The 23,861-nt window shown below is 50.2% G+C and carries 26 protein-coding genes, 2 rRNA genes and 1 riboswitch (1 of these 29 running past the window's edge); of the genes, 4 read left to right on the plus strand and 24 right to left on the minus strand.

The window, feature by feature from the left end; all coding sequences use genetic code 11:
- Positions 1–31: 31 nt before the first annotated feature.
- The 10 genes from spoVG to ACZ5N7_RS13815 form a co-directional block, all read right to left on the minus strand.
- Positions 32–316, minus strand: coding sequence for a septation regulator SpoVG (gene spoVG, locus ACZ5N7_RS13770; protein WP_464654928.1), 285 nt, complete (start codon positions 314–316; stop codon positions 32–34).
- Between the two features lie 120 nt (positions 317–436).
- Complete coding sequence (locus ACZ5N7_RS13775; protein WP_464654930.1) at positions 437–823, minus strand: RidA family protein; 387 nt, start codon at positions 821–823, stop codon at positions 437–439.
- Positions 823–1,656, minus strand: a complete 834-nt coding sequence (gene purR / locus ACZ5N7_RS13780) for a pur operon repressor (protein WP_464654931.1) — start codon at positions 1,654–1,656, stop codon at positions 823–825. Before purR ends, ACZ5N7_RS13775 begins: the two co-directional genes overlap by 1 nt.
- 184 nt (positions 1,657–1,840) lie before the next feature.
- Positions 1,841–2,695 carry a 4-(cytidine 5'-diphospho)-2-C-methyl-D-erythritol kinase gene (gene ispE / locus ACZ5N7_RS13785; RefSeq protein WP_464654933.1) on the minus strand — a complete coding sequence of 285 codons (855 nt, stop codon included), beginning with the start codon at positions 2,693–2,695 and terminating at the stop codon, positions 1,841–1,843.
- Between the two features lie 274 nt (positions 2,696–2,969).
- Positions 2,970–3,161, minus strand: a complete 192-nt coding sequence (locus ACZ5N7_RS13790; RefSeq protein WP_464654935.1) for a protein sspF — start codon at positions 3,159–3,161, stop codon at positions 2,970–2,972.
- 155 nt (positions 3,162–3,316) lie between these two features.
- Positions 3,317–3,592 carry a biofilm formation stimulator Veg gene (gene veg / locus ACZ5N7_RS13795; RefSeq protein WP_464654936.1) on the minus strand — a complete coding sequence of 92 codons (276 nt, stop codon included), beginning with the start codon at positions 3,590–3,592 and terminating at the stop codon, positions 3,317–3,319.
- 218 nt (positions 3,593–3,810) lie between these two features.
- Positions 3,811–4,668 (minus strand): sporulation peptidase YabG, encoded by an 858-nt coding sequence (yabG, locus tag ACZ5N7_RS13800; RefSeq protein WP_464654938.1) that lies wholly within the window; start codon positions 4,666–4,668, stop codon positions 3,811–3,813.
- 76 nt (positions 4,669–4,744) lie between these two features.
- Positions 4,745–5,641 (minus strand): 16S rRNA (adenine(1518)-N(6)/adenine(1519)-N(6))-dimethyltransferase RsmA, encoded by an 897-nt coding sequence (gene rsmA / locus ACZ5N7_RS13805; RefSeq protein ID WP_464654940.1) that lies wholly within the window; start codon positions 5,639–5,641, stop codon positions 4,745–4,747.
- Complete coding sequence (rnmV, locus tag ACZ5N7_RS13810; protein ID WP_464654942.1) at positions 5,638–6,186, minus strand: ribonuclease M5; 549 nt, start codon at positions 6,184–6,186, stop codon at positions 5,638–5,640. The genes rsmA and rnmV overlap by 4 nt, the downstream gene beginning before the upstream one ends.
- Positions 6,187–6,286: 100 nt before the next feature.
- A complete protein-coding gene (locus ACZ5N7_RS13815; RefSeq protein ID WP_464654944.1) occupies positions 6,287–7,468 on the minus strand; it encodes a ubiquitin-like domain-containing protein in 1,182 nt (393 codons plus the stop codon).
- 253 nt (positions 7,469–7,721) lie between these two features.
- Positions 7,722–7,889: riboswitch (cyclic di-AMP (ydaO/yuaA leader) on the minus strand.
- 281 nt (positions 7,890–8,170) lie between these two features.
- On the opposite strand from ACZ5N7_RS13815, the gene ACZ5N7_RS13820 reads away from it, so the two are divergent.
- Positions 8,171–8,914, plus strand: coding sequence for an ABC transporter ATP-binding protein (locus ACZ5N7_RS13820; RefSeq protein ID WP_464654946.1), 744 nt, complete (start codon positions 8,171–8,173; stop codon positions 8,912–8,914).
- Positions 8,911–10,125, plus strand: coding sequence for an ABC transporter permease (locus tag ACZ5N7_RS13825; protein WP_464654948.1), 1,215 nt, complete (start codon positions 8,911–8,913; stop codon positions 10,123–10,125). Before ACZ5N7_RS13820 ends, ACZ5N7_RS13825 begins: the two co-directional genes overlap by 4 nt.
- Here the strand turns inward: ACZ5N7_RS13825 and ACZ5N7_RS13830 are convergent.
- Together ACZ5N7_RS13830 and ACZ5N7_RS13835 are read right to left on the minus strand one after the other, a co-directional pair.
- Positions 10,111–10,878, minus strand: coding sequence for a TatD family hydrolase (locus tag ACZ5N7_RS13830; protein ID WP_464654949.1), 768 nt, complete (start codon positions 10,876–10,878; stop codon positions 10,111–10,113). The genes ACZ5N7_RS13825 and ACZ5N7_RS13830 overlap by 15 nt on opposite strands.
- Before the next feature lie 34 nt (positions 10,879–10,912).
- The gene (locus ACZ5N7_RS13835) at positions 10,913–12,163 is read right to left on the minus strand and encodes an HD domain-containing protein (protein ID WP_464654951.1); all 1,251 of its coding nucleotides are present in this window, start codon (positions 12,161–12,163) and stop codon (positions 10,913–10,915) included.
- A 361-nt stretch (positions 12,164–12,524) separates the two neighbouring features.
- Here ACZ5N7_RS13835 and ACZ5N7_RS13840 point away from each other — a divergent pair, with 361 nt between their 5' ends.
- Positions 12,525–12,779: an AbrB/MazE/SpoVT family DNA-binding domain-containing protein gene (locus ACZ5N7_RS13840; RefSeq protein WP_464654952.1), complete on the plus strand. Its 255-nt coding sequence runs from the start codon at positions 12,525–12,527 to the stop codon at positions 12,777–12,779.
- A 146-nt stretch (positions 12,780–12,925) separates the two neighbouring features.
- Here ACZ5N7_RS13840 and rsmI read toward each other — a convergent pair whose 3' ends face one another.
- The 10 genes from rsmI to ACZ5N7_RS13890 form a co-directional block, all read right to left on the minus strand.
- Positions 12,926–13,798 carry a 16S rRNA (cytidine(1402)-2'-O)-methyltransferase gene (gene rsmI / locus ACZ5N7_RS13845; protein WP_464654954.1) on the minus strand — a complete coding sequence of 291 codons (873 nt, stop codon included), beginning with the start codon at positions 13,796–13,798 and terminating at the stop codon, positions 12,926–12,928.
- Positions 13,792–14,571, minus strand: coding sequence for a tRNA1(Val) (adenine(37)-N6)-methyltransferase (locus ACZ5N7_RS13850; RefSeq protein WP_464659275.1), 780 nt, complete (start codon positions 14,569–14,571; stop codon positions 13,792–13,794). Before ACZ5N7_RS13850 ends, rsmI begins: the two co-directional genes overlap by 7 nt.
- Before the next feature lie 69 nt (positions 14,572–14,640).
- A complete protein-coding gene (yabA, locus tag ACZ5N7_RS13855) occupies positions 14,641–14,973 on the minus strand; it encodes a DNA replication initiation control protein YabA (protein ID WP_464654956.1) in 333 nt (110 codons plus the stop codon).
- A 32-nt stretch (positions 14,974–15,005) separates the two neighbouring features.
- On the minus strand, positions 15,006–15,806 hold the full coding sequence (locus ACZ5N7_RS13860) for a PSP1 domain-containing protein (protein ID WP_464654958.1): 801 nt from the start codon (positions 15,804–15,806) through the stop codon (positions 15,006–15,008).
- A gap of 1 nt (position 15,807) precedes the next feature.
- Positions 15,808–16,785 (minus strand): DNA polymerase III subunit delta', encoded by a 978-nt coding sequence (gene holB / locus ACZ5N7_RS13865; protein WP_464654960.1) that lies wholly within the window; start codon positions 16,783–16,785, stop codon positions 15,808–15,810.
- 18 nt (positions 16,786–16,803) lie between these two features.
- Positions 16,804–17,250: a YaaR family protein gene (locus ACZ5N7_RS13870; RefSeq protein ID WP_464654962.1), complete on the minus strand. Its 447-nt coding sequence runs from the start codon at positions 17,248–17,250 to the stop codon at positions 16,804–16,806.
- 24 nt (positions 17,251–17,274) lie between these two features.
- Positions 17,275–17,604: a cyclic-di-AMP receptor gene (locus ACZ5N7_RS13875; protein ID WP_464654963.1), complete on the minus strand. Its 330-nt coding sequence runs from the start codon at positions 17,602–17,604 to the stop codon at positions 17,275–17,277.
- 33 nt (positions 17,605–17,637) lie between these two features.
- Positions 17,638–18,285 carry a dTMP kinase gene (gene tmk / locus ACZ5N7_RS13880; protein WP_464654964.1) on the minus strand — a complete coding sequence of 216 codons (648 nt, stop codon included), beginning with the start codon at positions 18,283–18,285 and terminating at the stop codon, positions 17,638–17,640.
- Positions 18,286–18,369: 84 nt separating this feature from the next.
- Positions 18,370–19,842: an aminotransferase class I/II-fold pyridoxal phosphate-dependent enzyme gene (locus tag ACZ5N7_RS13885; protein WP_464654966.1), complete on the minus strand. Its 1,473-nt coding sequence runs from the start codon at positions 19,840–19,842 to the stop codon at positions 18,370–18,372.
- A 174-nt stretch (positions 19,843–20,016) separates the two neighbouring features.
- The gene (locus ACZ5N7_RS13890; protein ID WP_464654968.1) at positions 20,017–20,202 is read right to left on the minus strand and encodes a sigma factor G inhibitor Gin; all 186 of its coding nucleotides are present in this window, start codon (positions 20,200–20,202) and stop codon (positions 20,017–20,019) included.
- A 212-nt stretch (positions 20,203–20,414) separates the two neighbouring features.
- Between ACZ5N7_RS13890 and ACZ5N7_RS13895 the strand changes: the two genes are divergently transcribed.
- Positions 20,415–20,936: a hypothetical protein gene (locus ACZ5N7_RS13895; RefSeq protein WP_464654970.1), complete on the plus strand. Its 522-nt coding sequence runs from the start codon at positions 20,415–20,417 to the stop codon at positions 20,934–20,936.
- Positions 20,937–20,989: 53 nt separating this feature from the next.
- On the opposite strand, the gene rrf is transcribed toward ACZ5N7_RS13895, so the two are convergent.
- Both rrf and ACZ5N7_RS13905 read right to left on the minus strand, forming a co-directional pair.
- Positions 20,990–21,106, minus strand: a 5S ribosomal RNA gene (gene rrf, locus ACZ5N7_RS13900).
- 134 nt (positions 21,107–21,240) lie between these two features.
- Positions 21,241–23,861, minus strand: a 23S ribosomal RNA gene (locus tag ACZ5N7_RS13905) (it continues 305 nt past the right edge of the window).

The following is a 23,861-nucleotide window of genomic DNA, read 5'->3' on the forward strand; positions in this document are numbered from 1 at the left end:
CCGCAAAACAAGGCTCTCTTACATCACGTTCTTATGCTCCTTCTTCCATAACTTCCTCGTCGGCAGCCGCTCTTTCGTACTCTGTCAAAACGGCCGCCTGGATCTTCTCGCGAGTGGTAGAAGAGATAGGGTGAGCTATGTCTCTGAACTCTCCGTCAGGAGTGCGCTTGCTTGGCATGGCGACGAACATTCCGTTGTTGCCGTCGATGACACGAATATCGTGTACTACGAATTCGTTGTCAATCGTAATGGAAGCGATTGCTTTCATTCTGCCCTCGGAATTTACTCTGCGGAGTCTCACATCAGTAATTTGCATTTAAAAGTCACCACCTTTTAGCATCAAAGACTTGGCAGTATAATTCCACATTTTGGGGCTGGATTCCTTCTTTTTCCTAGAAAAATAATGGATTTTTTTTTGTTTTTTTTCAGTTCAAAGTTAATCGACAGAAAGCGAGCAGATCAATTCTATTTCGACAAGAACATCCTTCGGCAAACGGGAAACTTCGACTGTGGAACGGGCCGGTGTATGGATTCCGAAATAGGAGGCGTAAATTTCATTCAGCTCTGCGAACTGGTTCATATCTTTTATAAACACGGTCGCCTTGATCACATGGCTGAAATCCGCCCCGGCTTCCGCTAATACCGCTTTCAAATTGGAAAACACCTGATGCGCCTGTTCGGCGATTCCTCCGGCAACTACTTGTCCGTCCAGACCAAGCGGAATTTGGCCCGAAGTAAACAGAAGGTCGCCCGCCTTCACGGCTTGAGCGTATGGCCCTATAGCCGCCGGAGCCCCTTGGGTTGATATTGTCAGCAGTTTCATTACAATTCCTCGCTTTCTTCAAAATAATTGCCCGGCACTACGGTCAGCTGCGCTGACCTGGAATCGACTCCCGAGATTTTGACTAGAGAAACATAGTCCTCCACCAGGTGTTCCTCCACCTCTGCCGATTCCACAAATACTCCTATGCCTTTGACGGTGGCGTTAAATTCCTTCAGGAGGTCGATCATACCCCGCATCGTGCCCCCCACTCTCTTGAAGTCGTCGATAATGAGGACCCTCGAATCTTCTTTCAACGCCCTTCTGGACAGCGACATTGTCTGGATCCTTTTGTTGGAGCCCGACACGTAATTAATGCTCACCGCGGATCCTTCCGTCACCCTGCTGTCTCTGCGGACGACCACAACCGGCACGTTCAGATAAGAGGCTGCCGCGTAAGCGATGGGGATCCCTTTAGTTTCCACGGTCAAGATGACGTCGAAATCCCTCCGGGCAAAAGCAGACGCGAACATCCGGCCCACTTCGTTGAGAATTGTCGGCTGCCCCAGAATATCCGCCATGTACACGTAGCCTCCGGGGAGTACGCGGTCCGGCTGTGCAAGCTGAGTGCAGATTCCCCGGATATACTCCAGGGCGCCTGCCTTGGCGACAGTGGGGATATACTTTACTCCTCCAGCGGCTCCGGCAAGCGTATTCAGTTCCCCCAAACCATCGCTTTCCAAAACCTCCTTGATTATAGCCAGGTCCTCGCTGATGGACGACTTCGCGGAACTGTAGCTTTCGGCGAATGTAGTCAAAGGGATTAAAGTATGGGGGCGAAACAATAAATACTGAGTCATCTCCACCAGTCTTGCGCTTCTTTTAAGTTTCTTCATCGGCGCCCCCCCTTTCTTCGTCAATGGATAAAAAACAATTCTCTACACGGAATAAATGATGAAAGAGCCAATTCAAACCCGAATGTTATATTGAAAATATATCATTGATATACGTGTTTATTCAAGTTATTCATGAAAATTATTCTGACATAGATCTCACATTAGCAAATTGTGGGGCCCCGGATCAGGTCAACAAGCGCACCGCATACACATCCTTGCAAAAACCGCGCAGCCCGTTATATATTCTCGCCACCCGGGATTCTTTGGAGACGAGTCCAAAGACCGTCGGCCCGCTTCCCGACATAAGGACGCCGTCAGCTCCCAGACGGTGCATGACCTCTTTCAGCTGTCTGACTTCCGGATATAACGACAAGGTGACTTCTTCCAGCGCATTTCCAAGACTGTCGCACAGCTCCCAGAAATCTTTATCTTCGATCGCTTTGCGAACGTGGGAGGTGGCCGGGCCCTTCTTTACATCTTTCACCCGGAATCGTCCGTATACATCCGCCGTGGACACATTAATCGGAGGCTTGGCCAAGATCACCCAGCACTGCGGCGGAGAAGCGATCGGCTCCAGGATCTCGCCCCGTCCCCGAGCTATGGCCGTCCCTCCCGCCACGCAGAAAGGTACGTCCGATCCCAGCTCCGCGCCTAAAGTTTGCAGTTCTTTCAGCGGGATATTAAGGCCCCACAGCCGGTTCAACCCTCTCAAGGCAGCCGCCGCGTCGCTGCTCCCGCCAGCCAGGCCTGCCGCCACAGGAATCTTTTTATCCAGGTGGATATAAACGCCCTTCTTTACCTCATAGCGGTCCTTCATTAATCTCGCCGCCTGGAAGGCTAGATTCTTTTCGTCCAATGGAATGTAACCCGCCTGGCTGGAGATGATGATCGTGTCCCTCGGCAACTCCTGCATTTCAATCCGGTCCGCCAGGTCGACCATCGTCATTACCATCTCCACTTCATGGTAACCGTCTTCGCGCTTTCTTAGCACGTCCAGAGACAAATTGATTTTGGCCGGCGCCTTCTCGAATACCTTCACTTCTGTCACCTTCTTCTCTACTTACCGCTTCTTTCCCTATACTATAGCAAATGCCTTTCATAAAAGCATCTCATCGCATTCGGCGCGCCATTCCTGTTAACCCGCAGACCGATAAGAAAACCTCTATCAAGGCTGTTCAAGGATGAGCGACCGCGGTTATAGGCAGGTTTTCTTGGTAAAGAAAGTTTCATTTCGCTTTAATCCTTTAGCCAACTGTCTTTAACGTTAAGAAAAAAAGCTCCCGCGGGAGCTTCTCACACTTGCTTGTATTGCGTTATGGCCGGGATTGCCGCTGTCTCACCGACTGCTCCGCGATCTGCAGCGCTCTCTTCACCAAATTCCCCGCGTCCTTGGTACGAATGCCTCCCCATCCTTCGCGTTGAACAGTTTCATAAAAACCAAGGTCTTTAGCCAGTTCGTACTTGAACTCCTCGGACAAAACTCCACGGTTTCTACGACGACTCATGGGAACATCCTCCTTCTCTATAGGGGTAATATTAGTATGCACCGAAACACCTTTACCATACGCGACCCAAACGTTCACTCGCAAATGGCACCCACGGCCAACAAAAAAGCGGCGAAGTCGCTTGGACTTCACCGCCGCTCTATTGCATTATGCGCTCAATGTTGTATGTAAGTTATGCGCATTTGTCCATCATCGTTGCACACCGTCACTTCTACGGATTCCGTTAGAATGTCGGCATAACTGTAAGATACACGTTTGAAAGCGTTCTGCTCTTGATCCAATTTTACAATAAATACAGAAGGGTAGGTTTCTTCCAAAACACCGGAACGCTCGACTGTCTTGCGACGTCCGCCATTTGCTTTCAACATGATTTTCTGCCCGACATGGGGCTCCAAACTGCGTTTAATTTCCAACAGCGCATTTTTAGCCATTGTTCTCTACCACCTCTTTCTTTATACATTATACTCCATTTGAGGAGGCTTGTCAAACAAGGCCAATTATTATATCAGTAGTGCACGCGCATTGTCAACGCATCGTTCTAAATTTACCTTTTCGAATGTATTATAATTCAGACTTGGTTGCTTTATGCAGACAAACCAAAAAACCCGTCTGAGCTTTGGAATTTCCAAGCTGACCGGGCTTTGCCGATTTACACTGAAACAGAATAAGTTACTTTCGGAAGGCCTATACGATAGCATCCTGTGGATTCAAGTCCTCCGATTCCTTGGATACCGCTTACTGTCATGTTTATGACATCCGGGATACTGACCGTTTCCCGAACCGAGGTGTAGGCAAATTTTGCAGCAATACAAAGCGGATCCAGCGCATGGATCAGGATTCGGGCGGGGGAACTGGCAAAGTTGGCGCCCGCTTCCACCAAGGCCTCAAAGTGGGATTGGCAGGCACCCGCGATCACGGTCAGGGAATCCAGATTCCTGTCGTACTGGCGTGCCACCTTTACAGCATTCACAAAATTATGGGAATTTTTATAGGAATTGAGACTGTTTACATCTCTCCGATGCTTAATGATCCCGTCATGTCCTGTGATCACCACGATATCGGGAAGAACCTCCGGCAGCAGCGTGTAGAGCGCTTCCGCCATACCGGTCTCCGCCACGTAGTAGCCTTTCGCGGGAATTCGCAGCTGTTTGTAAAGACTCATGCATTTCTGCAGATAGGAAGGATCACCGTCCAGATGGAGCACTTTTCCCGGCAGTTCGAAGTATCCCTTGTCCTCGACCCCAGGATTTCTGGACATCGCCTTTTTCAGAATGGACGTTCTATAGTCCTCCATTTTGTGCATGGACTGAACGACTTGGGGCTGGGTTCGAATGGTGCGGGTCCAAAAGTATCTAGCGTCTGTCAACGTTAAATCTTGGACAGGAGAGTCCGCCAACAGCCGATACTCCACTCCTCTTAAGGTAGCCCACGCGCCTGTGATTGACTCGATTTTGAAAATGATGTCACCGCCGTAAGATCTTCTTGTGACCAGGTCTCCTAGATTCATAAGCTTAATCCCCTCCGATGTATCATATGCGCGAGGGTGGGCTTTTGGTGTGAATAAATTCGCGGATAAAGCGACGCTATCTTATCGAGGCCAGCATCGCGTTACTAAGGCACGCATACTCCTCGATACTGAGCGTTTCGCCACGCCGGGATGGATCGATCCCGCATGCGGACAGAACGGCCTGAAGCTCGTCCTTGCGCTCTTTCCCATACAAACCTGAGACCAGGTTGTTCCACAGCGTCTTGCGCCGCTGGGCAAAGCTGGCTTGAATCACTTTGAAAAAGTGTTCTTCGTCCGTGAGCTGCACCGGAGGAGATTTTCTTACCCGCAGCCTTATTACAGCTGAATCCACGTTAGGCTGTGGGATGAATACCGTGCGGGGCACGATCGTCACGATCTCGGGCTCGCAATAGAATTGGACGGCGATGCTCAAGCTCCCATAATCCTTGCCCCCCGGCTTCGCCGCCATCCGTTCGGCGACTTCCTTCTGGATCATGACGACGATATTGTCCAGAGGCAGCTTTTCCTCAAGCAGCTTCATAATAATCGGCGTAGTAATATAATAAGGCAGGTTGGCCACCACACTGACGCCCTGAACATCCCGGAAATGCTGCCGGAACAGCCCATGCAGATCAAGCTTGAGCACATCCCCATGGATTACGCTTGCATGCGGGTAAGGGTCCAATGTCTCGGCGAGGATGGGAATCAGCCTCTGATCGATTTCTACAGCGGCCACCTTTCCCGCGATTTTGGCTAACTGCTGTGTGAGCGCGCCAATGCCCGGACCGATTTCCAACGCCCCTTTGCTCTTGTCCAGCCCGGCGGCTCCGACAATTTTATTTAATATCTTGTAATCGATAAGAAAATTCTGTCCAAGGCTTTTCTTTAGCGTAAAATCGTATTTTCGGATCAATTCCTTCGTCCGTTTCGGAGATGCAATATCTTCAGAAGAAAAAAAATCATTCATCGTCATGGATTAACCTCTTCATCTAGTTGGGTTAAGGCCGCTTCGAATTCTTCCCTGGTGATTTGAAACATTCGGCAGCGGTTGAAAAATTGTTTACCGTTAGCATACCCTATTCCGAGCGCGTTGCCTACGGCCAACCGGCGGGAAGAAGCCCGGGGATGCACAATGAGCCCCGCTTCCAGGAGATCGTCCCAAGTAATCCGCGATTCGGCGCCGGCATAATCGGTCCTCACCTTGCTGAGCGCTTCCCGGATGGCTTCCGGAGCCGCGTTCTCCACACCGATATCGCCTTTCAGTGTAGCTTCTTCTTGCCTCAGAAAAGCGTGCTTGCAGCCGGGGACGTGCTGAGTGATGATTTTCCTTATTCTTTCCCCCGCATGATCGGGATCCGTAAACACGATCACACCCCTGCGGCGGTGGGCGAGCGCGATGCGATTCAATATCGCCGTATTAATCGCGGACCCTCCGGTTTCAATCGTTTCCGCCTCGACCGCCCTACGGATGGCAGCGGTGTCGTCCTTGCCTTCTACTACAATAATTTCTTTAATCATTATCCGTTTCTCATCCTTTATACAGAAAAAGAAGAGGCCGCAACCTCTTCTTCACATTATACCTAGATTATATTTAAAATAGCACAATATGAATATTCAATCAATTCCCTACAGGCTTGTTGGGTCCGATCACATAAACAGTAAAGCCGCTTTTCCGGCCGAACCGGTTGGCGTAATCTTCACTGTCGAAATAAACGTCGATGATCTTTCCTTTCACGGCACTGCCGGTATCCTCCGCCCTGCGGAAACCGAGACCCTCAATGTAAACCCACCATCCAAGCGGTACCACGCTCGGATCTACGGCAATCGTCCTGCCTTCGGTTACGCGGGTTCCGGTTGCGGTCATCCCATATTGGGGGTTGCTGCTGGATTTGCCGGTTGAACTGACGCCTGCCGCATAAGCGGTCAAGGACACGTTATTCAACACCTGCTTATAACCGAAATTCATACCGCTTTTGCTGACTACCTGCGTATCGGCAGGGGCGCTGGCCGGAGCAGAAGCCGGAGCAGCTGCCGGGACGGCCGTAACGGCTGCGGTTACCACGGGATTCTTCGTACCCACCGCAACAATCCTGTCCTCACTTGGCGCAGCAACAGACTCATCCACAATCGTTTCCGAGACCAGCTCGCCGTCCTCAAATACTTTTTCTTTCTGCTTGACCAGAACTCCCTGCTTGCCTTCTTGAACGACCTGCTCCTTGCCTTTAAGCAAATTGTTGTCGTTCTGCTGAATAACTCCGAAGTATATAGGCACATTCTCCTGTTCGGTCTCTTTCTTGACGCGAATGATTCTGACATCCGATGTATCCGATAATTTCGTTTCCGGGGAAGGAACGACCTTGTCGTCTTTCCCAAGTGCTATATGTAAGTTTCTCAAAGCACTCTCTACCGTTGTACCGGTGGTGTAAACCGTTGTCGTCTTTCCATCAGCTGTCAATTGGACTGGTTTTCCACGATCAATTGTTATTCTCTGTCCGTCTTGAATCTTCCCATTCAGAGGAATATTAACAAGATCATGCTCCCCAATCGATATGGCTTGTTCATCCAGTAGGCGTTGCAGGACAAGCTGCTTGGTTTTTACTACCTGCTCTTGTCCGTTCACCACCACGGATACGCTTTTGGTAGCCGTACCGTATAACATCACCAAGAACATGAAAGTCATAGCGCAAGAGATAATTGATATCGTTGATATCAAACGCAAGTTTTCATGCTTCCATCGCAATGCGAAGGATAGGTTGGATGATCGCTCTTCATGGGTTTGCCGGTTGTCTAAAGCTCCCACTTCTTCGGTCCTCCTTGTAAGCCTCGCCGTCGTGTAGTGCATGATTAATTTTGACGTGACTGTGGTATTTTACTTACATCCCAACATTGGCTTCATACTTCTTCGTTCGAGCCGGGAGTCGTCCACCTCCTTTGAACAATGTATGAGCTGCAGTTCTCTAATATCCATATTTCCGGGCAACAAAAAAAGCCAAAAGAGAAGAGGACTTCTCTCGTGGCTTTTCCAATCAATCAGAAACAGTACACGATGTTAAGTTACCTCTCTCTGCACGCTTACGAGGTTAGCTGACGGATTCGGACGTGAGAGTCGCCCTACCTGGGCAAGCGGTGCTTGCCTTAGGATTCACCCCTGATACCATGAACATGGTACCATGACTTGGTTCCCCCGTTTCCCCAAAAGGGAAACTCAGCGATACGGAAATATGATAAGATGTATTAAGTTATCATGAAAGCTATGATACGCTGTAAATTATGACATGTAAAGTCTGGAAATTTTCTAAAAATGGTCAAAAAAAGATAAATTCCAATCAAATACTGCTTTTTACCGAATAAAAACAGGTTATTTCTTTGTATTAGGTTTAGTTTTCTTGTTTTTCTCGACATATCGCAAAAAGCATGACTTTTTTATCATTTTTTTGCCCTATATGGGCATAAAAACCCACACATATTTTACATAATTTCCCTTAAAAGAGAGGTGCTCGTTTTGGAAACTTCACTCAAAGTGGACGGGCTTTTCGGCGGCTATCTGCCCCGGAAGCCTTATCTGCGTGAAATCAGTTTTTCTCTTCGTCCGGGCGAAATGATGGGCCTGATCGGCTTAAACGGCGCGGGAAAAAGCACAACGATCAAACATATTCTCGGACTTCTTAAGCCGCAGCAGGGAACGATTACCATCAGCGGCCTTAAGCTGGAGGAATCTCCTCTACGTTACCGCAGCCTGTACGCTTATGTGCCGGAATCCCCCGAATTGTATGAGGATCTGACTCTCCGCGAGCATCTGGAGTTGACCGCGAGGGCTTACGGCATTCCCGAACCCTTGTTCCGCGAACGGATGGATTTTCTGCTTGAGGAATTTCAAATGGCCGACAAGACCGAAAGCTTTTCGTTCCAGATGTCCAAGGGGATGAGGCAGAAGGTAATGATCATGAACGCTTTTCTCATTGAACCCCAGCTTTATATCATCGACGAGCCATTCCTCGGCCTTGATCCGCTGGCCATCCGATCCCTGCTGGAATTGATGGTGAAATTCAAAGAAAAAGGCGCGAGCTTCCTCATTTCTTCGCACATTTTGGCGACGATTGAAAAATATTGCGACGGTTACGTCGTCCTGCATAAAGGACGCGCTCTTGCCCAAGGGTCCCTCCGGGAGATCGCTGCGGCGGCCGGCAGTCCAGGCGCTTCGCTTGACGAGACGTTTTTCGCTTTGATCAAGGAGGGGGACAAGTGAAGCAATCGGACCAGCTATGGAGCGGCAGGCTCGCCGCTTACCGAAAAAACAATCTTCAGTATTGGAAAGATGTGTTTCGAAGCGGCTTCGGCACTTTTTTGCTGCTTGGCTTGATCGTGTTTTTTTACTTTTACCGAAAATTGCTTGACGGGCTCCCCGTTACCTACCCTTACGAGTGGATCGCTCTAGCTGTGCTTATTCCGCTGCTGGTCATCTCTCCCGTGCGGACCCTGCTGAAGGAAGCAGACCGCGTCTTTCTTTTGCGGCTGGAGGGAGAACTGGGCGGCTATTTTCGCAAAGCCTTGCTCAGGAGCATCGGCATGCAGCTCCTATGGATCGGGGTGCCCCTCCTCATCCTGTGGCCCCTAATCAAGCACTGTACCGGCGCGGGAACTTCCTATCTGATCACACTCCTGGTCAGTTTCTTTCTCATCAAAGCAAGCAATTTGGCTGGAAGCTGGTATGAAGACAAGCTGCAGTATGCCACCTACCGGACGGTGCACTCCCTCTTTCGGTGGGCAGCGACAGCTTTAATCGCTTACATGCTTTTAGTCGCAAGTTGGCCCATTGCCGGTCTGTTGCTGCTCTGCAGCTTGGCTGCATCGGCGCTGTATATGCGGGGCACCCCGCGCTTTCCCGTCAACTGGGAACAGCTTATCCAGCAAGAAAAAGATCAGCAGGCGCGGCTGTACTCCTTCTTCAGCTTTTTTACGGATGTCCCTGCCCGGTCTTACCGGGTGAAAAGGAGATCGGCGCTGTCGCGGCTTGCCGATTACGTGCCTTTTACACAGCATCACACATTCTTTTTTCTTTATGCAAAATCGTTTATCCGGTCGGAGCTGTTCGGCATCTTGTCCCGGATCACGCTTATCGGCGGCTTGCTGCTTATCAGCGCTGTCTCGGACACCGGCAGAGTGCTGTTCTTCCTCGGGACTTTGGGAATTTCGGCTTTGCAAATCTCCGGGGTGGAGCAGCTGCAACGTCATTCCTTTTGGGTGAAATTATATCCGCTGGAAGGCCGGACAAGGGTGCAGGCGGTGGGCCGCATTATTTTCCGGGCGCTCGTTGTGCAGCTCATTGTGCTCTCGCTGCTCCTTTTGGTGTTTACGGGGATGCAATGGATCTGGCTGCCGGCCGTATGCCTGGCCCTTATCGCTTGGTACAGCTTTCGCTTCGTACCGCGAAAAATCGACAGCTTACCTCAAGCCTAATAATGAAATGGCGTTATTTGTCGTGATTTCGGCCAGCTCTTCCAGGGACACGCCCTTGATTTCTGCTGCCGCCTCGGCGACAAGCTTCACATACGACGTTTCGTTTCTTTTGCCCCGGAAAGGGTGAGGCGTCAAATAAGGAGAATCGGTCTCGATGAGCAGACGGTCTAAAGGCACCTTCTCCAGCACTTCCTTCGGTTGTTTCGCATTCTTAAAGGTGATGGGCCCCCCGAACGAAAGATGGAAGTTCATATCCAGACACAGCTTGGCGATCTCCCAGGATCCGGAATAACAATGCATGATGCCGCCAATCTCCGCCGCCTTCTCTTCCCGCAAAATATCCACGATATCCTGGTGCGCGTCCCGGTTATGGATCACGATCGGGATACCGATCCTGCGCGCCAGACGGATCTGTTCGCGAAAAACCCGCTGCTGCACGTCTTTAGGGGAGGTGTCCCAGTAGTAGTCCAGGCCGATCTCGCCCAGTGCCACCACCTTTTCATGCCTGCACAGCTGTTCAATCCAATCCAAATCTTCGGGCGTCATGTCCTTAGCGTCCTGAGGGTGCCAACCGACGGCTCCCCAGATGAAATCATACGCTTCCACCAGCTCCATCGATGTCGGAATCGTTTCTCTGTTGAAGCCGACGTTTACCATCCGGGTGACTCCCGCTTCATAAGCCCTTTTAATGACCGCATCACGGTCTTCGGCGAAGGCGTCCGCGTTTAAATGCATATGGGTGTCTGTTAACATGGCTGCTCCTTCTGCGGTTGTTTTTGGCTTAAAATCATAGAGATTGCATCGAATGGCTGATTTCCTCGGGAAAATACAAATGATGCTTTCCTCTGCGGATGCCGCTTATCGAGCGGACAATGTCGGATTTTTGGGAAATCTCGGTCAGCTGCTCCTTCTCGTCCAGCAGCAGAATCGGCAGGCTGTCATCCTCTCGCCCAGGCCGGTACACATCGTAGGGGAGAGTAGACGGATAATCGATCTGCAGGTAATAGGACGAATCAAACCCCATCCTTTGCATCCCCGCCGTTATCGCTTCCAGCAGACTCGGCGAAACATCGTCGACTGCCACATATTTAAACAGCTTGCGATGCATGAATCTGCCGCATAAATCCGAGAGGATCTGATCCTGCTCATAACTCCACTGTATCAGTATCGTCTGCATCATCGACTCGTCCAGCAGAAAATAGTTTTCCAAGCTGATCGTGCGCTCAAACATTTCCACCATAGGCCTCAACATAAATCGATAGGAATAGCCTTCTTCGTACAGCATTTTGGCCCTTTGAAAAATTTTATTCAATATCACCTCTGCACTGCGTGTGACCGGGTGAAAGTACACCTGCCAATACATCTGGTACCGGGACATTAAATAGTCCTCCACCGCGTGCATTCCGCTGTCTTTGACAACGATCCTCCCTTTGTACGGCCTGACGATCCGCAGAATACGCTCCAGATCAAACGTGCCGTAATTGACTCCGGTGAAATAAGCATCCCTCAGCAAATAGTCCATCCGATCCGCGTCCAGCTGGCTTGAAACAAGACTGACTACAATTTCCTTTTCATAGGTCTTGGCAATCACACCCGCCACCTTCTGGGGAAACACAGGGGAAACCCGGCTTAAAACACGGTTAACCTCTGTTTCACCGAGCAGCATGCGGATCGTCCACTCTTCGTGGTGGATGCCGAATACGCCTTCGATGGAATGGGAGAACGGCCCATGCCCGATGTCATGCAGCAGCGCCGCGCACAAGCACAAAAGCCTCTCTTCCCCGGGCCAGCTCTCGTACTGGTTCCGTTCGAACTGGGAAATGATTTTGCGGGTGATTTCATATACGCCCAGGGAGTGGGAGAACCGGCTGTGTTCAGCGCCGTGAAAGGTCAGGTAAGAAGTGCCTAACTGCCTGATCCTCCGCAACCTTTGGAACTCCTTGGTATTGATCAAATCCCAAATCAACTGATCCTGGACATAAATGTATTTATGGATCGGATCCTTGAACACTTTTTCCTCACGCAGCAACCGATACATAGACACCTCCCTGAGATAGAACTGTTTTTCGACCGGGTGGATCGCTTGTCTCTATTATTTTTGTCGAAAAAAGTCGATTTCCATGACTTTTATTTACAATTTTCATAATCCTGTAACAATTTTCAAAGCTGTTTTCATTATAACCCAAAACGGTAATAAGCGGAAAAAATGCAGTAAAATCAACTGTTTAGCTTAAAATAATTTTTTTAAAATTTCTATGTATTTCCTTTTTTGCTTAAATTTTATAGACTTTTAATCTATTTTTAAGTTGACTATTCTGGGAATCGTTGGTATTATTAGAATCGAAAAATATGTCGAATATTGACGATAAAATACATATCTATAGGAGGAACCTTTCATAATGATGAAATCTACTGGCATTGTACGTAAAGTCGACGAACTTGGGCGTGTTGTCATTCCCATCGAACTGCGCCGCACTCTTGGAATTGGCGAGAAAGACGCTCTCGAGATCTATGTGGACGGCGAGCGCATCATGCTCAAGAAATATGAACCAGCCTGCATTTTCTGCGGAAACGCGGAGAACGTCTCTTACTTCAAAGGAAAAATCGTTTGCCATAATTGTTTAGCGGATATGCCAACTCCTGTGACAAACTAATAAAAATAGTATATAATAGAAACAGTAAGTTGAAATTGTTAATTCTAACCTTTTTCATATCTCCTCTTGATCCCTTACCAGACCTTTAGGCCTGTAAGGGATTTTTTTTTTGTAGACATGCTGCACATCATTATACCAGAAGTATTTTAATGGCCCAAAAGCTCATTGTACACGTCCCTCTTGGATAAGCCGCGTTCCTTGGCGGTCTGCTTCATTGCATCCTTTCGATCCAGTCCGTCCGCCATATAACGCTCCACGTGTTCGGCTAAAGAAAGGTTCTCCCACCAGCCGCCCCGCTCATCCGAGTCCTTCCCTTCAAAGCCGCCCACAATAATACAGTATTCCCCAAGAGGCGGGTGATCTTTCAGCCGTTCCAGGCTTTCCGTCACGGTTCCCCGGGCCACTTCCTCGAAACGTTTGGTCAGTTCACGGGTTACGGCAACCGGCCGGTCGCCCCAAGCTTCTTTAATCTTTTCCAGCGTTTTGGATATACGGTGGGGGGATTCATATAAAATAAGCGTTTCCCTCCGGCTTTTAAGCTCTTCAAGCTGACTCGCGGCCGTCTTGTTGTCTCTCGGCAAGAAGCCTATAAACGTAAATTTATCCGTGGGGAGTCCGGAAATAATCAAGGCGGATAAGGCCGCGTTCGCGCCGGGAACAGGAACTACGGGTATCTCGTGTTCCACCGCCAGCTGAACCAGTTCGCAGCCCGGATCCGAGATAGCCGGCAGACCTGCGTCGCTCACAAGGGCAATGGATTCTCCGGTCAGCAGAAGCCGAATCAATTCAGGGCCGCTCGCTTGTTTATTGTGTTCATGGTAGCTGACCAGTCTCGTGGAAATATCGTAATGCGTCAGCAGCTTTCGGGTCTGCCGGGTATCCTCCGCTGCAATCCACTTGACCTCTCCCAAAATTCGAATGGCCCGGTAAGTCATATCTTCCAAATTTCCTATAGGTGTGCCGACGAGATAAAGAGTGCCGGCTGTGTGTTCCTCGTAGCTTTTTTGTACCTTCAGCATCGTGACTCCTGCTCCGCTCCACTGGAGGCGTTAACCCCTCCATAATATATTTTCATCAGCTCCTTGCAGTATACCCCTTCTTCCGTGTAGACGATCAGGGGAGGCAGTGTGCGTATCTCCGGCTTGCCGTCTCTTATCGCTTCAATCAGCACCATATTGGCCTCCTCTCCCTGCCGTGGGTGGATATAACGGATACGCTTGGGCTCCAGTCGGTATTTCCGCATCAGGCAGACAATGTCAGCCAGACGATGCGGCCTGTGAACCATTGCCGCCTTACCTCCGGGACGTACCAGCCTTGAGCAAGCCGCCGCCACATCTTCAAGAGTACAGTGCACTTCATGCCTGGCCGCCGCAAAATGGGCATTGCCGCTGATCTCCCCGCTCGGTACCGGTAAGTATGGAGGGTTGACGGTGACCAGGTCAAAATTTCCGTAGCCCAGCGTTTGATGGACCTCTTTCAGATCTCCGTGCAGCATGGTCAATTGATCCTGCAGACCGTTGAGCTTCACATTGCGCTTCGCCATATCGGCCAATCGCTCTTGAATTTCCACTCCCCAGATTCGGGACCTGGTACGTGTCGTCAGCAGAAGAGGTACAACACCGTTTCCTGTGCACAGGTCAAGTATAGCCCCTTTCACAGGGACACTGCAAAAGTGAGCCAATAGTATAGCGTCCATGGAGAAGCTGAACACTTCCTCGCTCTGGATAATCCTTAAATTATTCGTCAACAAATCATCCAGCCTTTCTGTAGGCTGCAGCTTCACGTTTTCCAATCCGTTCACTTCTCCGCTTTCATAATAACCTGCAAAAAACCGTAGAGACGGGATCTCTACGGCGGTAATTCATTTATTCAGGAAAGACAAGCAGAAGAGGCAGTCCCCTTCCGTCCTTAAATGTCCATAGTTGACGTTGCATATATGAAATCCTTCTTGGTACAGCCCGGCTAAATTATCGTAACCTTGACCCTGCAGAGGATAAGGTTCCTTCCCGTCCTCCTCCTCGGAGGCCTCTTCCTTTTTGATCAGAAGACGCAGTTGACTGTTCTCAATAGCGAGCCGCTTGTTTTCTTCCAACAGATCGATCAGCTTCTTTTTCAGCGTCCCTAAATCTGTGTACATTTTGCCCATTTGCTCTTCCATCTGATCGAATTGCAGAAATATATGATTCTTGTCCACTGTTTCACCTCAGTGCCCGGGTATGCCGCTCCCTACTGCTCAACCACATCGTCGAAAGGCAGGTCCATCACCTTACCCAGATCGAAAAGCTGCACTTTCGCCAACCGCTCCTCAAGCTTCAAGCCAAGGACTTTGCCGTTTCCGTAAGAGGTTACCACCATGCTGCCCACTTTCGGAAGGCTGTCCTTGCCGATTTCATAATTATCATGCTCATATTTAAGACAGCACATAAGTCTGCCGCACAATCCGGAAATTTTGGTCGGGTTCAAGGACAAATTCTGATCCTTTGCCATCTTGATGGACACCGGTTCGAAATCTCCCAGGAACGAAGAGCAGCACAGGATCCGGCCGCATGGGCCGATACCGCCCAACATCTTGGCTTCGTCGCGCACTCCGATCTGCCTGAGCTCGATCCTTGTCCTGAAGATGCTCGCAAGATCCTTTACCAATTCCCTGAAATCAACCCGTCCTTCCGCAGTAAAATAAAAAATGATCTTATTACGGTCAAACGTGTACTCCACATCCACAAGCTTCATTTTCAATTCATGCTCTTTAATCTTGTTCTGGCAGATGCCAAAAGCCTCTTTAGCCGCCGCCTTATTGTTCTCAACCAGCTCGGCGTCCGTGAGGTCGGCAATACGGATCACTTTCTTCAAGGGAAGGACCACGTCCTGCTCCTCTACGTTCTTGCGGCCGATAACGACCTTGCCGTACTCGATCCCCCTTGCAGTTTCCACAATGACCGAGTTATCCTGCTCCACATGAAAATCGCTCGGGTCGAAATAATATATTTTACCCGCTTTCTTAAAGCGGACTCCAACCACTGAATACATTTTACACCCCCTGAAGTTCAATCAACCATTTCTCCAGGATTAATTGGGGATTAGCATGGTAACGGAGACGCTTCTGCATTTCCATCGCCCGTTCCATTCCGCGCAGCCAATAGTCGGTTCCTTTGCTGAAGGCCTGCGGGCTCATCCATTCCAATTGATCGCTGTAGATGAGCTGTTGTCGGCGTCCCAAGCTCAAATGAACCATATCTTTAAACCATAAAATAACGAGATCCAACAATATATGAACATGCTCCGAAAGCTCCGTTTTTATCACTTTTTGCTGTATGGTCAAGAATGCAGCCGGAAATCGGGTCAGGATTTCCTTTGTCAATTGTATCACTACGTTTCTGGTTTCTGCAAACCATTTTGACGTGATCAGCTCTCTTGCGGCCTCCATTCCGGCAGTCAAATGCGCCGCGGCGGCAACCAATGGGGCAGGATGTCCTTCCTCCAGCAAGGCATGGATCATCTCACCCCTTTTCAAAGGGAAAAAGTGGATCTCCTGCGCCCTCGAACGAATGGTCGGCAGCAAGGCCTGTCCATTCTCCGCGATTAAAACGGCAATCACCTGCGATCCGGGCTCCTCCAAAAATTTAAGCAGCGAATTTGCCGCTTGAACGGTCATTTTCTCTGCATGTTGAATAATATAAATTTTAACGGCTGAAGCCGTTGCTTTATAGGCAAACTCTTTTTGCAGCTCTCTTACCTGCTCTATCTTGATGGACGCTCCGTCCGGCTCGATCCAATGCAGATCGGGATGGTTTCCATGCTCGACTTTGCGGCATTCCAGACAGGTTCCGCAAGCGTCGTCCTTCATCCCGGTACAGTACACGGCTTGGGCGAGCGCAAACGCCATCTTCTTCCTTCCCGTCCCCACGGGTCCGGTAAATATATAGGCATGCGACAATGTATCGGAGCGCAGTCCGTTCTGCAGCAGCCTTTTGGCGTGCTGCTGGCCGCGTATGGATGTAAAAGGCATATATCTACGACTTCCTATCTAAAAAGCGAAATTAATGAGCAGTCCTCTGATTTCGCCGATCGCTCCCAGAATTTCAATCCGTCCCTGCTCGCTGTCCAACAGGTCATCCGCCATCCTCAGCAGATGCCCGTCGATTTCGTCCAAAAGCTTGTATCTCTTCGTCCTTCCCCTGCGGTCCCAGCCCTTGGTGTCCCTCAAACGGATCCCCCTGCGGGCCGTCTCTTCAAGAAATCTCTTGACGTACTGTTTATAAGTGTGCAGCTCCCGGATCGTCATCGATTTCAGAAGCCGGTCGGCCTGCATATGGATCTGCTGGACAATCTGCTGCAGTTGCTGCTCAGAGGCTTTTTCCTGGTGATGGTACATGATGTCGGAAAAGTTTTTGGCTTGGATATTGTGCGCGGACGAACCGTCTCCGAGCCTGATATCTTTATCGAGGGGCCGCCAGCCTGGATTGATTTTCATAGGGGAAGTCCCTCCTTTTCCATCTTAAAAGTGCTCGAAACGCTCGACCGGAAGCACAAACACCGCTGCTCCTCCGACCTGGACCTCAACTGGGAAAGGGATATAGGAATCGGTTGTTCCACCCATCGGAGATACCGGTGTGACCAGCTGTTCCCTTGTTTTGCAATTGGCTTGGATGACTTTCATCACTTCCGGAACTCTTTCGTCCTCGATACCAATCATGAACGTTGTGTTGCCGGCCCTGAGAAAACCGCCGGTGCTGGCCAGTTTCGTTGCCCGGAACCCGTCTTTGACCAAAGCGTTGGACAGACGGTTGCTGTCTTTGTCCTGAACTACGGCGATTACTAATTTCATAAAGAAACCCTCCCTTGTATTATAGCGCATTTCTCATTGGAAATGGTTTAAAAACTGTTCACAATCCCCAATTATTTGTTTCGCCATTTCTTCCGCAGTGCGGTCCGCGTCGATAACGACAATCCGTTCCGTCTCGCGAGCGGCAATACGATGGAATCCTTCCCTTACCCTTTGATGGTAGGCGGCGCCTTTCTGTTCGATCCTGTCTAATCCTTGCATACCATTACCCGCCGTTCTGGATTGTAAACGCTCCCTGCTTGCTTCAACAGATAAATCCAACATATAAGTTCTGTCCGGCTGCAGTCCGGAGCTTGCAAAACGGTTGATGGAAATCACAGCATCGAGATCGATCCCGAGACCGTAAGCTTGGTAAGCGACGCTGGCGTCGATATAACGGTCGCTGATGACAATCTTTCCTTCCTCCAAAGCCGGCAAAATCAATTCGTGCACATGCTGTGCCCTCGATGCGGCGTATAAAAGGACTTCCGCTTGGTCTGCCATTTCTTGATGGTCCGGAGATAGGATCAATCCACGGATCTGGTCGCTGATCGGCGTCCCTCCGGGTTCGCGCGTCACCACCACATCATAGCCGGCATACATAAGGTACTCCGCCAGCTTCTTTACCTGCGTTGTTTTCCCTGCACCGTCCGGTCCTTCAAAACTTATGAATTTGCCTTTCACATGTTCCTCCTGTATTACGACTATAACGACATCCGCGGTAGTCTTGATATAATATATGCCGGGCAGCGGGTTTGGGTTAATCGCCTATGTAAAAACACGGATTTTGTCCAATCCCTTGTCCGCCGCTCCTTGGAACCTTGCTCCGCATTCGTTCAGCTGCTGCAGATAATCTGCCGCTTCCTGCGAGATCCGTTCGCCTGGATACAATACGGGAATCCCCGGAGGGTATGGGATCACCATCTCCGCAGAGTATCGGTGAACCGCATCTTTCAAAGCTGCATCGCGAACAGGTTTGCCATTGGTGAAATGTAACCGGAAAGGAACTGGAGATGAAATTGCAGAAAATAGGGGAATACTTGTCTTATTCTCTATCGCCGCGGAATTCTCCTGCTTACCAAGCCCATTGTCGGACAATATTGATTCCAAAGCTCCGATCGCGCGAGCCGCGTCCTCGATTGATGACGCCCAGCTGAAGATCAATAGGACATATTCCAGGTCGGCCATCTCCGGAAAACACCCTCTTTGCTGAAGGGCCGCCTGCAGCTGGAATCCGGTTAAAGTACCTGTTGCATCCTTAATAGCCACTTTGAAGGGATCCCTATGTGCGTATGTCTCGGGGTCGCACTCCTTCTCCAATAGAGAGAAACAGGATAATGTCTCCAATCGGGTTATAAAAAAGTTTACGGCCTCCAACCCCCGCTGTATGCTCTCTCTGCCGGCGGTGTGCATCTGCATGCGGCTGAGATCGAGACTGGCCATAATCGGATAGGACGGGCTGGAGCTTTGAAGCATCACCAATCTTTGCCGCAGCAGGCCCTGCTCCACTCGGTTGCCCTTGACATGAAGCATCGCCCCCATCGTCATCGCTGACAGCATCTTGTGAGTCGATTGTACGACTACATCCGCACCGCAGGAAATGGCCGATGCGGGCAGAAGAGGGTGAAACCCGTAATGGGCGCCGTGCGCCTCATCCACTAACAACGGCTTATCGTGCCGGTGCGCCAGCTCCGCAAGCTGCTTGAGTTCCATTCCCAAACCATAATAATTGGGGTTCGACACCAGTATGCCTTTGGCCTCAGGGTAGAGGTCCAGCGCCTTGCTGACAGCCTCCGGCTCGACTCCTACAAGCTGTACTGTCTGTGTATCCCTTCGCGGAGGAAGGAATACAGCGCGAGCTCCTGCCAGCATGAGGCCGTGGATGACGGATTTATGCACATTTCTTTGGACCAGCAGCAATTCGCCCGGCTCGCAAACCGACAAAATCATCGCCATATTCCCGACTGTACTGCCGCCTACCAGAAAGAATGTCGCATCCGCCCCGAAACATTGGGCAGCCAGCTGCTGGGCTTCCATAATCGCTCCCTGGGGGTGATGCAGATCGTCCAATCCGGCAATTTCCGTAAAATCAATCGACATTACGCCGGAAAGCGTATCGCTGCCTGCACCCGCTGCCCCTTTAGCCGACTTATGGCCGGGCACATGAAAACTCACAGCTCCTTTGCTTGCGTGCGCGATAACAGCTTCATACAATGGGGCTCTGTGCGGATCCAACTCCATCTTGCGCACCTCCCCGTGTTTGCTATATTTTTATTCCATATTGTATATTAGCTGTTGCATGAGGACAAGGTATCGAGACACACCAATTTCTGAAAATGCAAAAACCTGCAAGAATTTACGGCTTCTCAAATAAAAAAGACCTTTATAAAAGGCCCTGACATGCAGATATGAATCTCATGCGTTCATTTTGTACAAAATTTGCTTCATTTGATGGATAAAAAAAGGATACTTGACATCTTTCACATCAGTACGCACCAGTTCCGCTTCGCATTCCTCGCATATAAATTCTGAAATGATCCTGATGCCTTTTTCCTTTTCCAGATTGCAAATAATGCATGAATTGATAATTTGTTGTTCCATACAACGTTCACCCCTAATCTGATGATACCAGTATACCCATAATCTATTGATTTAAAACTATCTATCACTAGGATAATCCTGCACCGCGTTCAATCCATCTTATGTTATGCCCATCGATTCGGTTACGCCGTTAAAAATCCGGCAGCATAATGCCGATAAAAAAATGTAAGCCCATCCGTGGGGATATGGTATGTCTAGTAAAAGGAGATTTTATGCCGGAACGTACACTCTCTAATCATTCTACTATCTACAACTACAGATTAATCCATAGAATTTATTACAGCAGGATCGCTGTTGCATTGTTTATTGCTTCTTTACTGCCGGTCGTCATTTGGGATATTCAAAAGGGCCTTTACCATGCACTGTACTTATCCTTCTTTATCGTTATAGCGACCCATACGGCAATCGCCAAGCTGTATATGGCATACTTGAGAAGCCCTGGCCGCTGCAAAAGCTGGCGACTGAGATGGAGGTTCCCCTGGGTTGGTTATCTACCGGGCACTTACACCTCCTTTTCCCATTTGCTGCGAATTCAACACCATATTTTCTGGATCGGAATGGCGGGCTTAGTCGCTGCCGCTCCCTGGACTCCTTCTTTCTTTCCGGCTCATTTGATGTTCGTCCATATTTGGTTGATCTTCCCCCGCTATGTAATACTGCTGAGGTTACAGAAAAAGGGCCCGGCCGCACTAATTAACATCAACCTGACGGAGACCTCTTCTTACAATGTTTAAACCGAAACGAATGCAAAAAAAGAGCCCGCATCTGCGGACTCTTTTTACATGTTGCTTGGCAATGTCCTACTCTCCCGGGACCCTGCGGTCCAAGTACCATCGGCGCTGAAGGGCTTAACGGCCGTGTTCGGTATGGGTACGCGTGGTTCCCCTTCGCCATGATCACCAAACGTTTTATTTCATTCAGGGTGTTTATTCCCTGAAAACTAGCAGCGAATTCAACGTAAGCTTGTTTGTTCTTTCGGGCCCCGAGAAAGTATTCGGATTCCGCTTCGTCAGCTTCCTCTTCACTTTCTTGGGTATTATGGTTAAGCCCTCGACCGATTAGTATTCGTCAGCTGCATGCATTGCTGCACTTCCACCCCGAACCTATCTACCTCGTCGTCTACAAGGGGTCTTACTGAATTGGGAAATCTCATCTTGAGGGGGGCTTCACGCTTAGATGCTTTCAGCGCTTATCCCTTCCGTACTTGGCTACCCAGCGGTGCTCCTGGCGGAACAACTGGTACACCAGCGGTACGTCCATCCCGGTCCTCTCGTACTAAGGACAGCTCCTCTCAAATTTCCTGCGCCCGCGACAGATAGGGACCGAACTGTCTCACGACGTTCTGAACCCAGCTCGCGTACCGCTTTAATGGGCGAACAGCCCAACCCTTGGGACCTACTTCAGCCCCAGGATGCGATGAGCCGACATCGAGGTGCCAAACCTCCCCGTCGATGTGGACTCTTGGGGGAGATAAGCCTGTTATCCCCAGGGTAGCTTTTATCCGTTGAGCGATGGCCCTTCCATTCGGTACCACCGGATCACTAAGCCCGACTTTCGTCCCTGCTCGACCTGTTTGTCTCGCAGTCAAGCTCCCTTCTGCCTTTGCACTCTTCGAATGATTTCCAACCATTCTGAGGGAACCTTTGGGCGCCTCCGTTACTCTTTAGGAGGCGACCGCCCCAGTCAAACTGCCCGCCTGACACTGTTCCCGATCCGGATCACGGACCCAGGTTAGAACCTAGATACGATCAGGGTGGTATCCCAACGTCGCCTCCGCACAAGCTGGCGCTCATGCTTCTTAGGCTCCCACCTATCCTGTACAGATCGTACCCAAATTCAATATCAAGCTGCAGTAAAGCTCCATGGGGTCTTTCCGTCTTGTCGCGGGTAACCTGCATCTTCACAGGTATTAAAATTTCACCGGATCTCTCGTTGAGACAGCGCCCAAGTCGTTACGCCATTCGTGCGGGTCAGAATTTACCTGACAAGGAATTTCGCTACCTTAGGACCGTTATAGTTACGGCCGCCGTTTACTGGGGCTTCGGTTCACAGCTTCGGTTTGCACCTAACCACTCCCCTTAACCTTCCAGCACCGGGCAGGCGTCAGCCCGTATACTTCGCCTTGCGGCTTCGCACAGACCTGTGTTTTTGCTAAACAGTCGCTTGGGCCTTTTCACTGCGGCCCCCTCAGGCTATTCACCTTACCGGGGCACCCCTTCTCCCGAAGTTACGGGGTCATTTTGCCGAGTTCCTTAACGAGAGTTCTTCCGCGCGCCTTAGAATTCTCTTCTCGCCTACCTGTGTCGGTTTGCGGTACGGGCACCTTCACCTGGCTAGAGGCTTTTCTTGGCAGCATGAGATCATCGCCTTCGGTACTTACATTTCCCTCCCCATCACAGCCCAGCCTTACGATGCGCGGATTTGCCTGCACATCAGCCTCACTGCTTGGACGAGCATCCATCCGCTCGCACGACTACCCTTCTGCGTCACCCCATTACTCATAACGGCTTACGGTGGTACAGGAATTTCCACCTGTTGTCCTTCGACTACGCCTTTCGGCCTCGCCTTAGGTCCCGACTAACCCTGAGCGGACGAACCTTCCTCAGGAACCCTTAGGCTTTCGGCGGACAAGATTCTCACTTGTCTTTTCGTTACTCATACCGGCATTCTCACTTGTGTACAGTCCAGCAGTCCTTCCGGTCTACCTTCGCTCCGGTACACAACGCTCCCCTACCACTGACTTTCGTCAATCCATAGCTTCGGTGGTGTGTTTAGCCCCGTTACATTTTCGGCGCAGAGTCACTCGACCAGTGAGCTATTACGCACTCTTTCAATGGTGGCTGCTTCTAAGCCAACATCCTGGTTGTCTGTGCAACTCCACATCCTTTCCCACTTAACACCTACTTAGGGACCTTAGCTGATGGTCTGGGCTGTTTCCCTCTTGACAATGGATCTTAGCACTCACTGTCTGACTCCCAGGTACAAGTATGTGGCATTCAGAGTTTGACTGGACTTGGTAACCCTTGGCGGGCCCCGCACCCAATCAGTGCTTTACCTCCACTACTCTTTCTTCCTGAGGCTAGCCCTAAAGCTATTTCGGGGAGAACCAGCTATCTCCGAGTTCGATTGGAATTTCTCCGCTACCCCCACCTCATCCCCGAATTTTTCAACATTCGTGGGTTCGGGCCTCCAGTGAGTGTTACCTCACCTTCACCCTGGACAGGGGTAGATCACACGGTTTCGGGTCTACGTCCACGTACTCATTCGCCCTGTTCAGACTCGCTTTCGCTGCGGCTCCGGCTCTTCACCTTAACCTCGCACGGGAACGTAACTCGCCGGTTCATTCTACAAAAGGCACGCCATCACCCCTAGATCGGGCTCTGACTTCTTGTAAGCGCACGGTTTCAGGTTCTCTTTCACTCCCCTCCCGGGGTGCTTTTCACCTTTCCCTCACGGTACTGCTTCACTATCGGTCGCTAGGGAGTATTTAGCCTTGGCAGATGGTCCTGCCGGATTCCCGCGGGGTTTCACGTGTCCCGCGGTACTCAGGATGCGTCTAAAGAGAGAGCGGCATTTCAGCTACAGGGCTGTTACCTTCTTTGGCCGGCCTTTCCAGGCCGCTTCGCCTACGCTGCTCTTTTATCACTCCGTGTAAGACG

It is taken from the genome of Paenibacillus sp. JCM 18996, assembly GCF_055392555.1.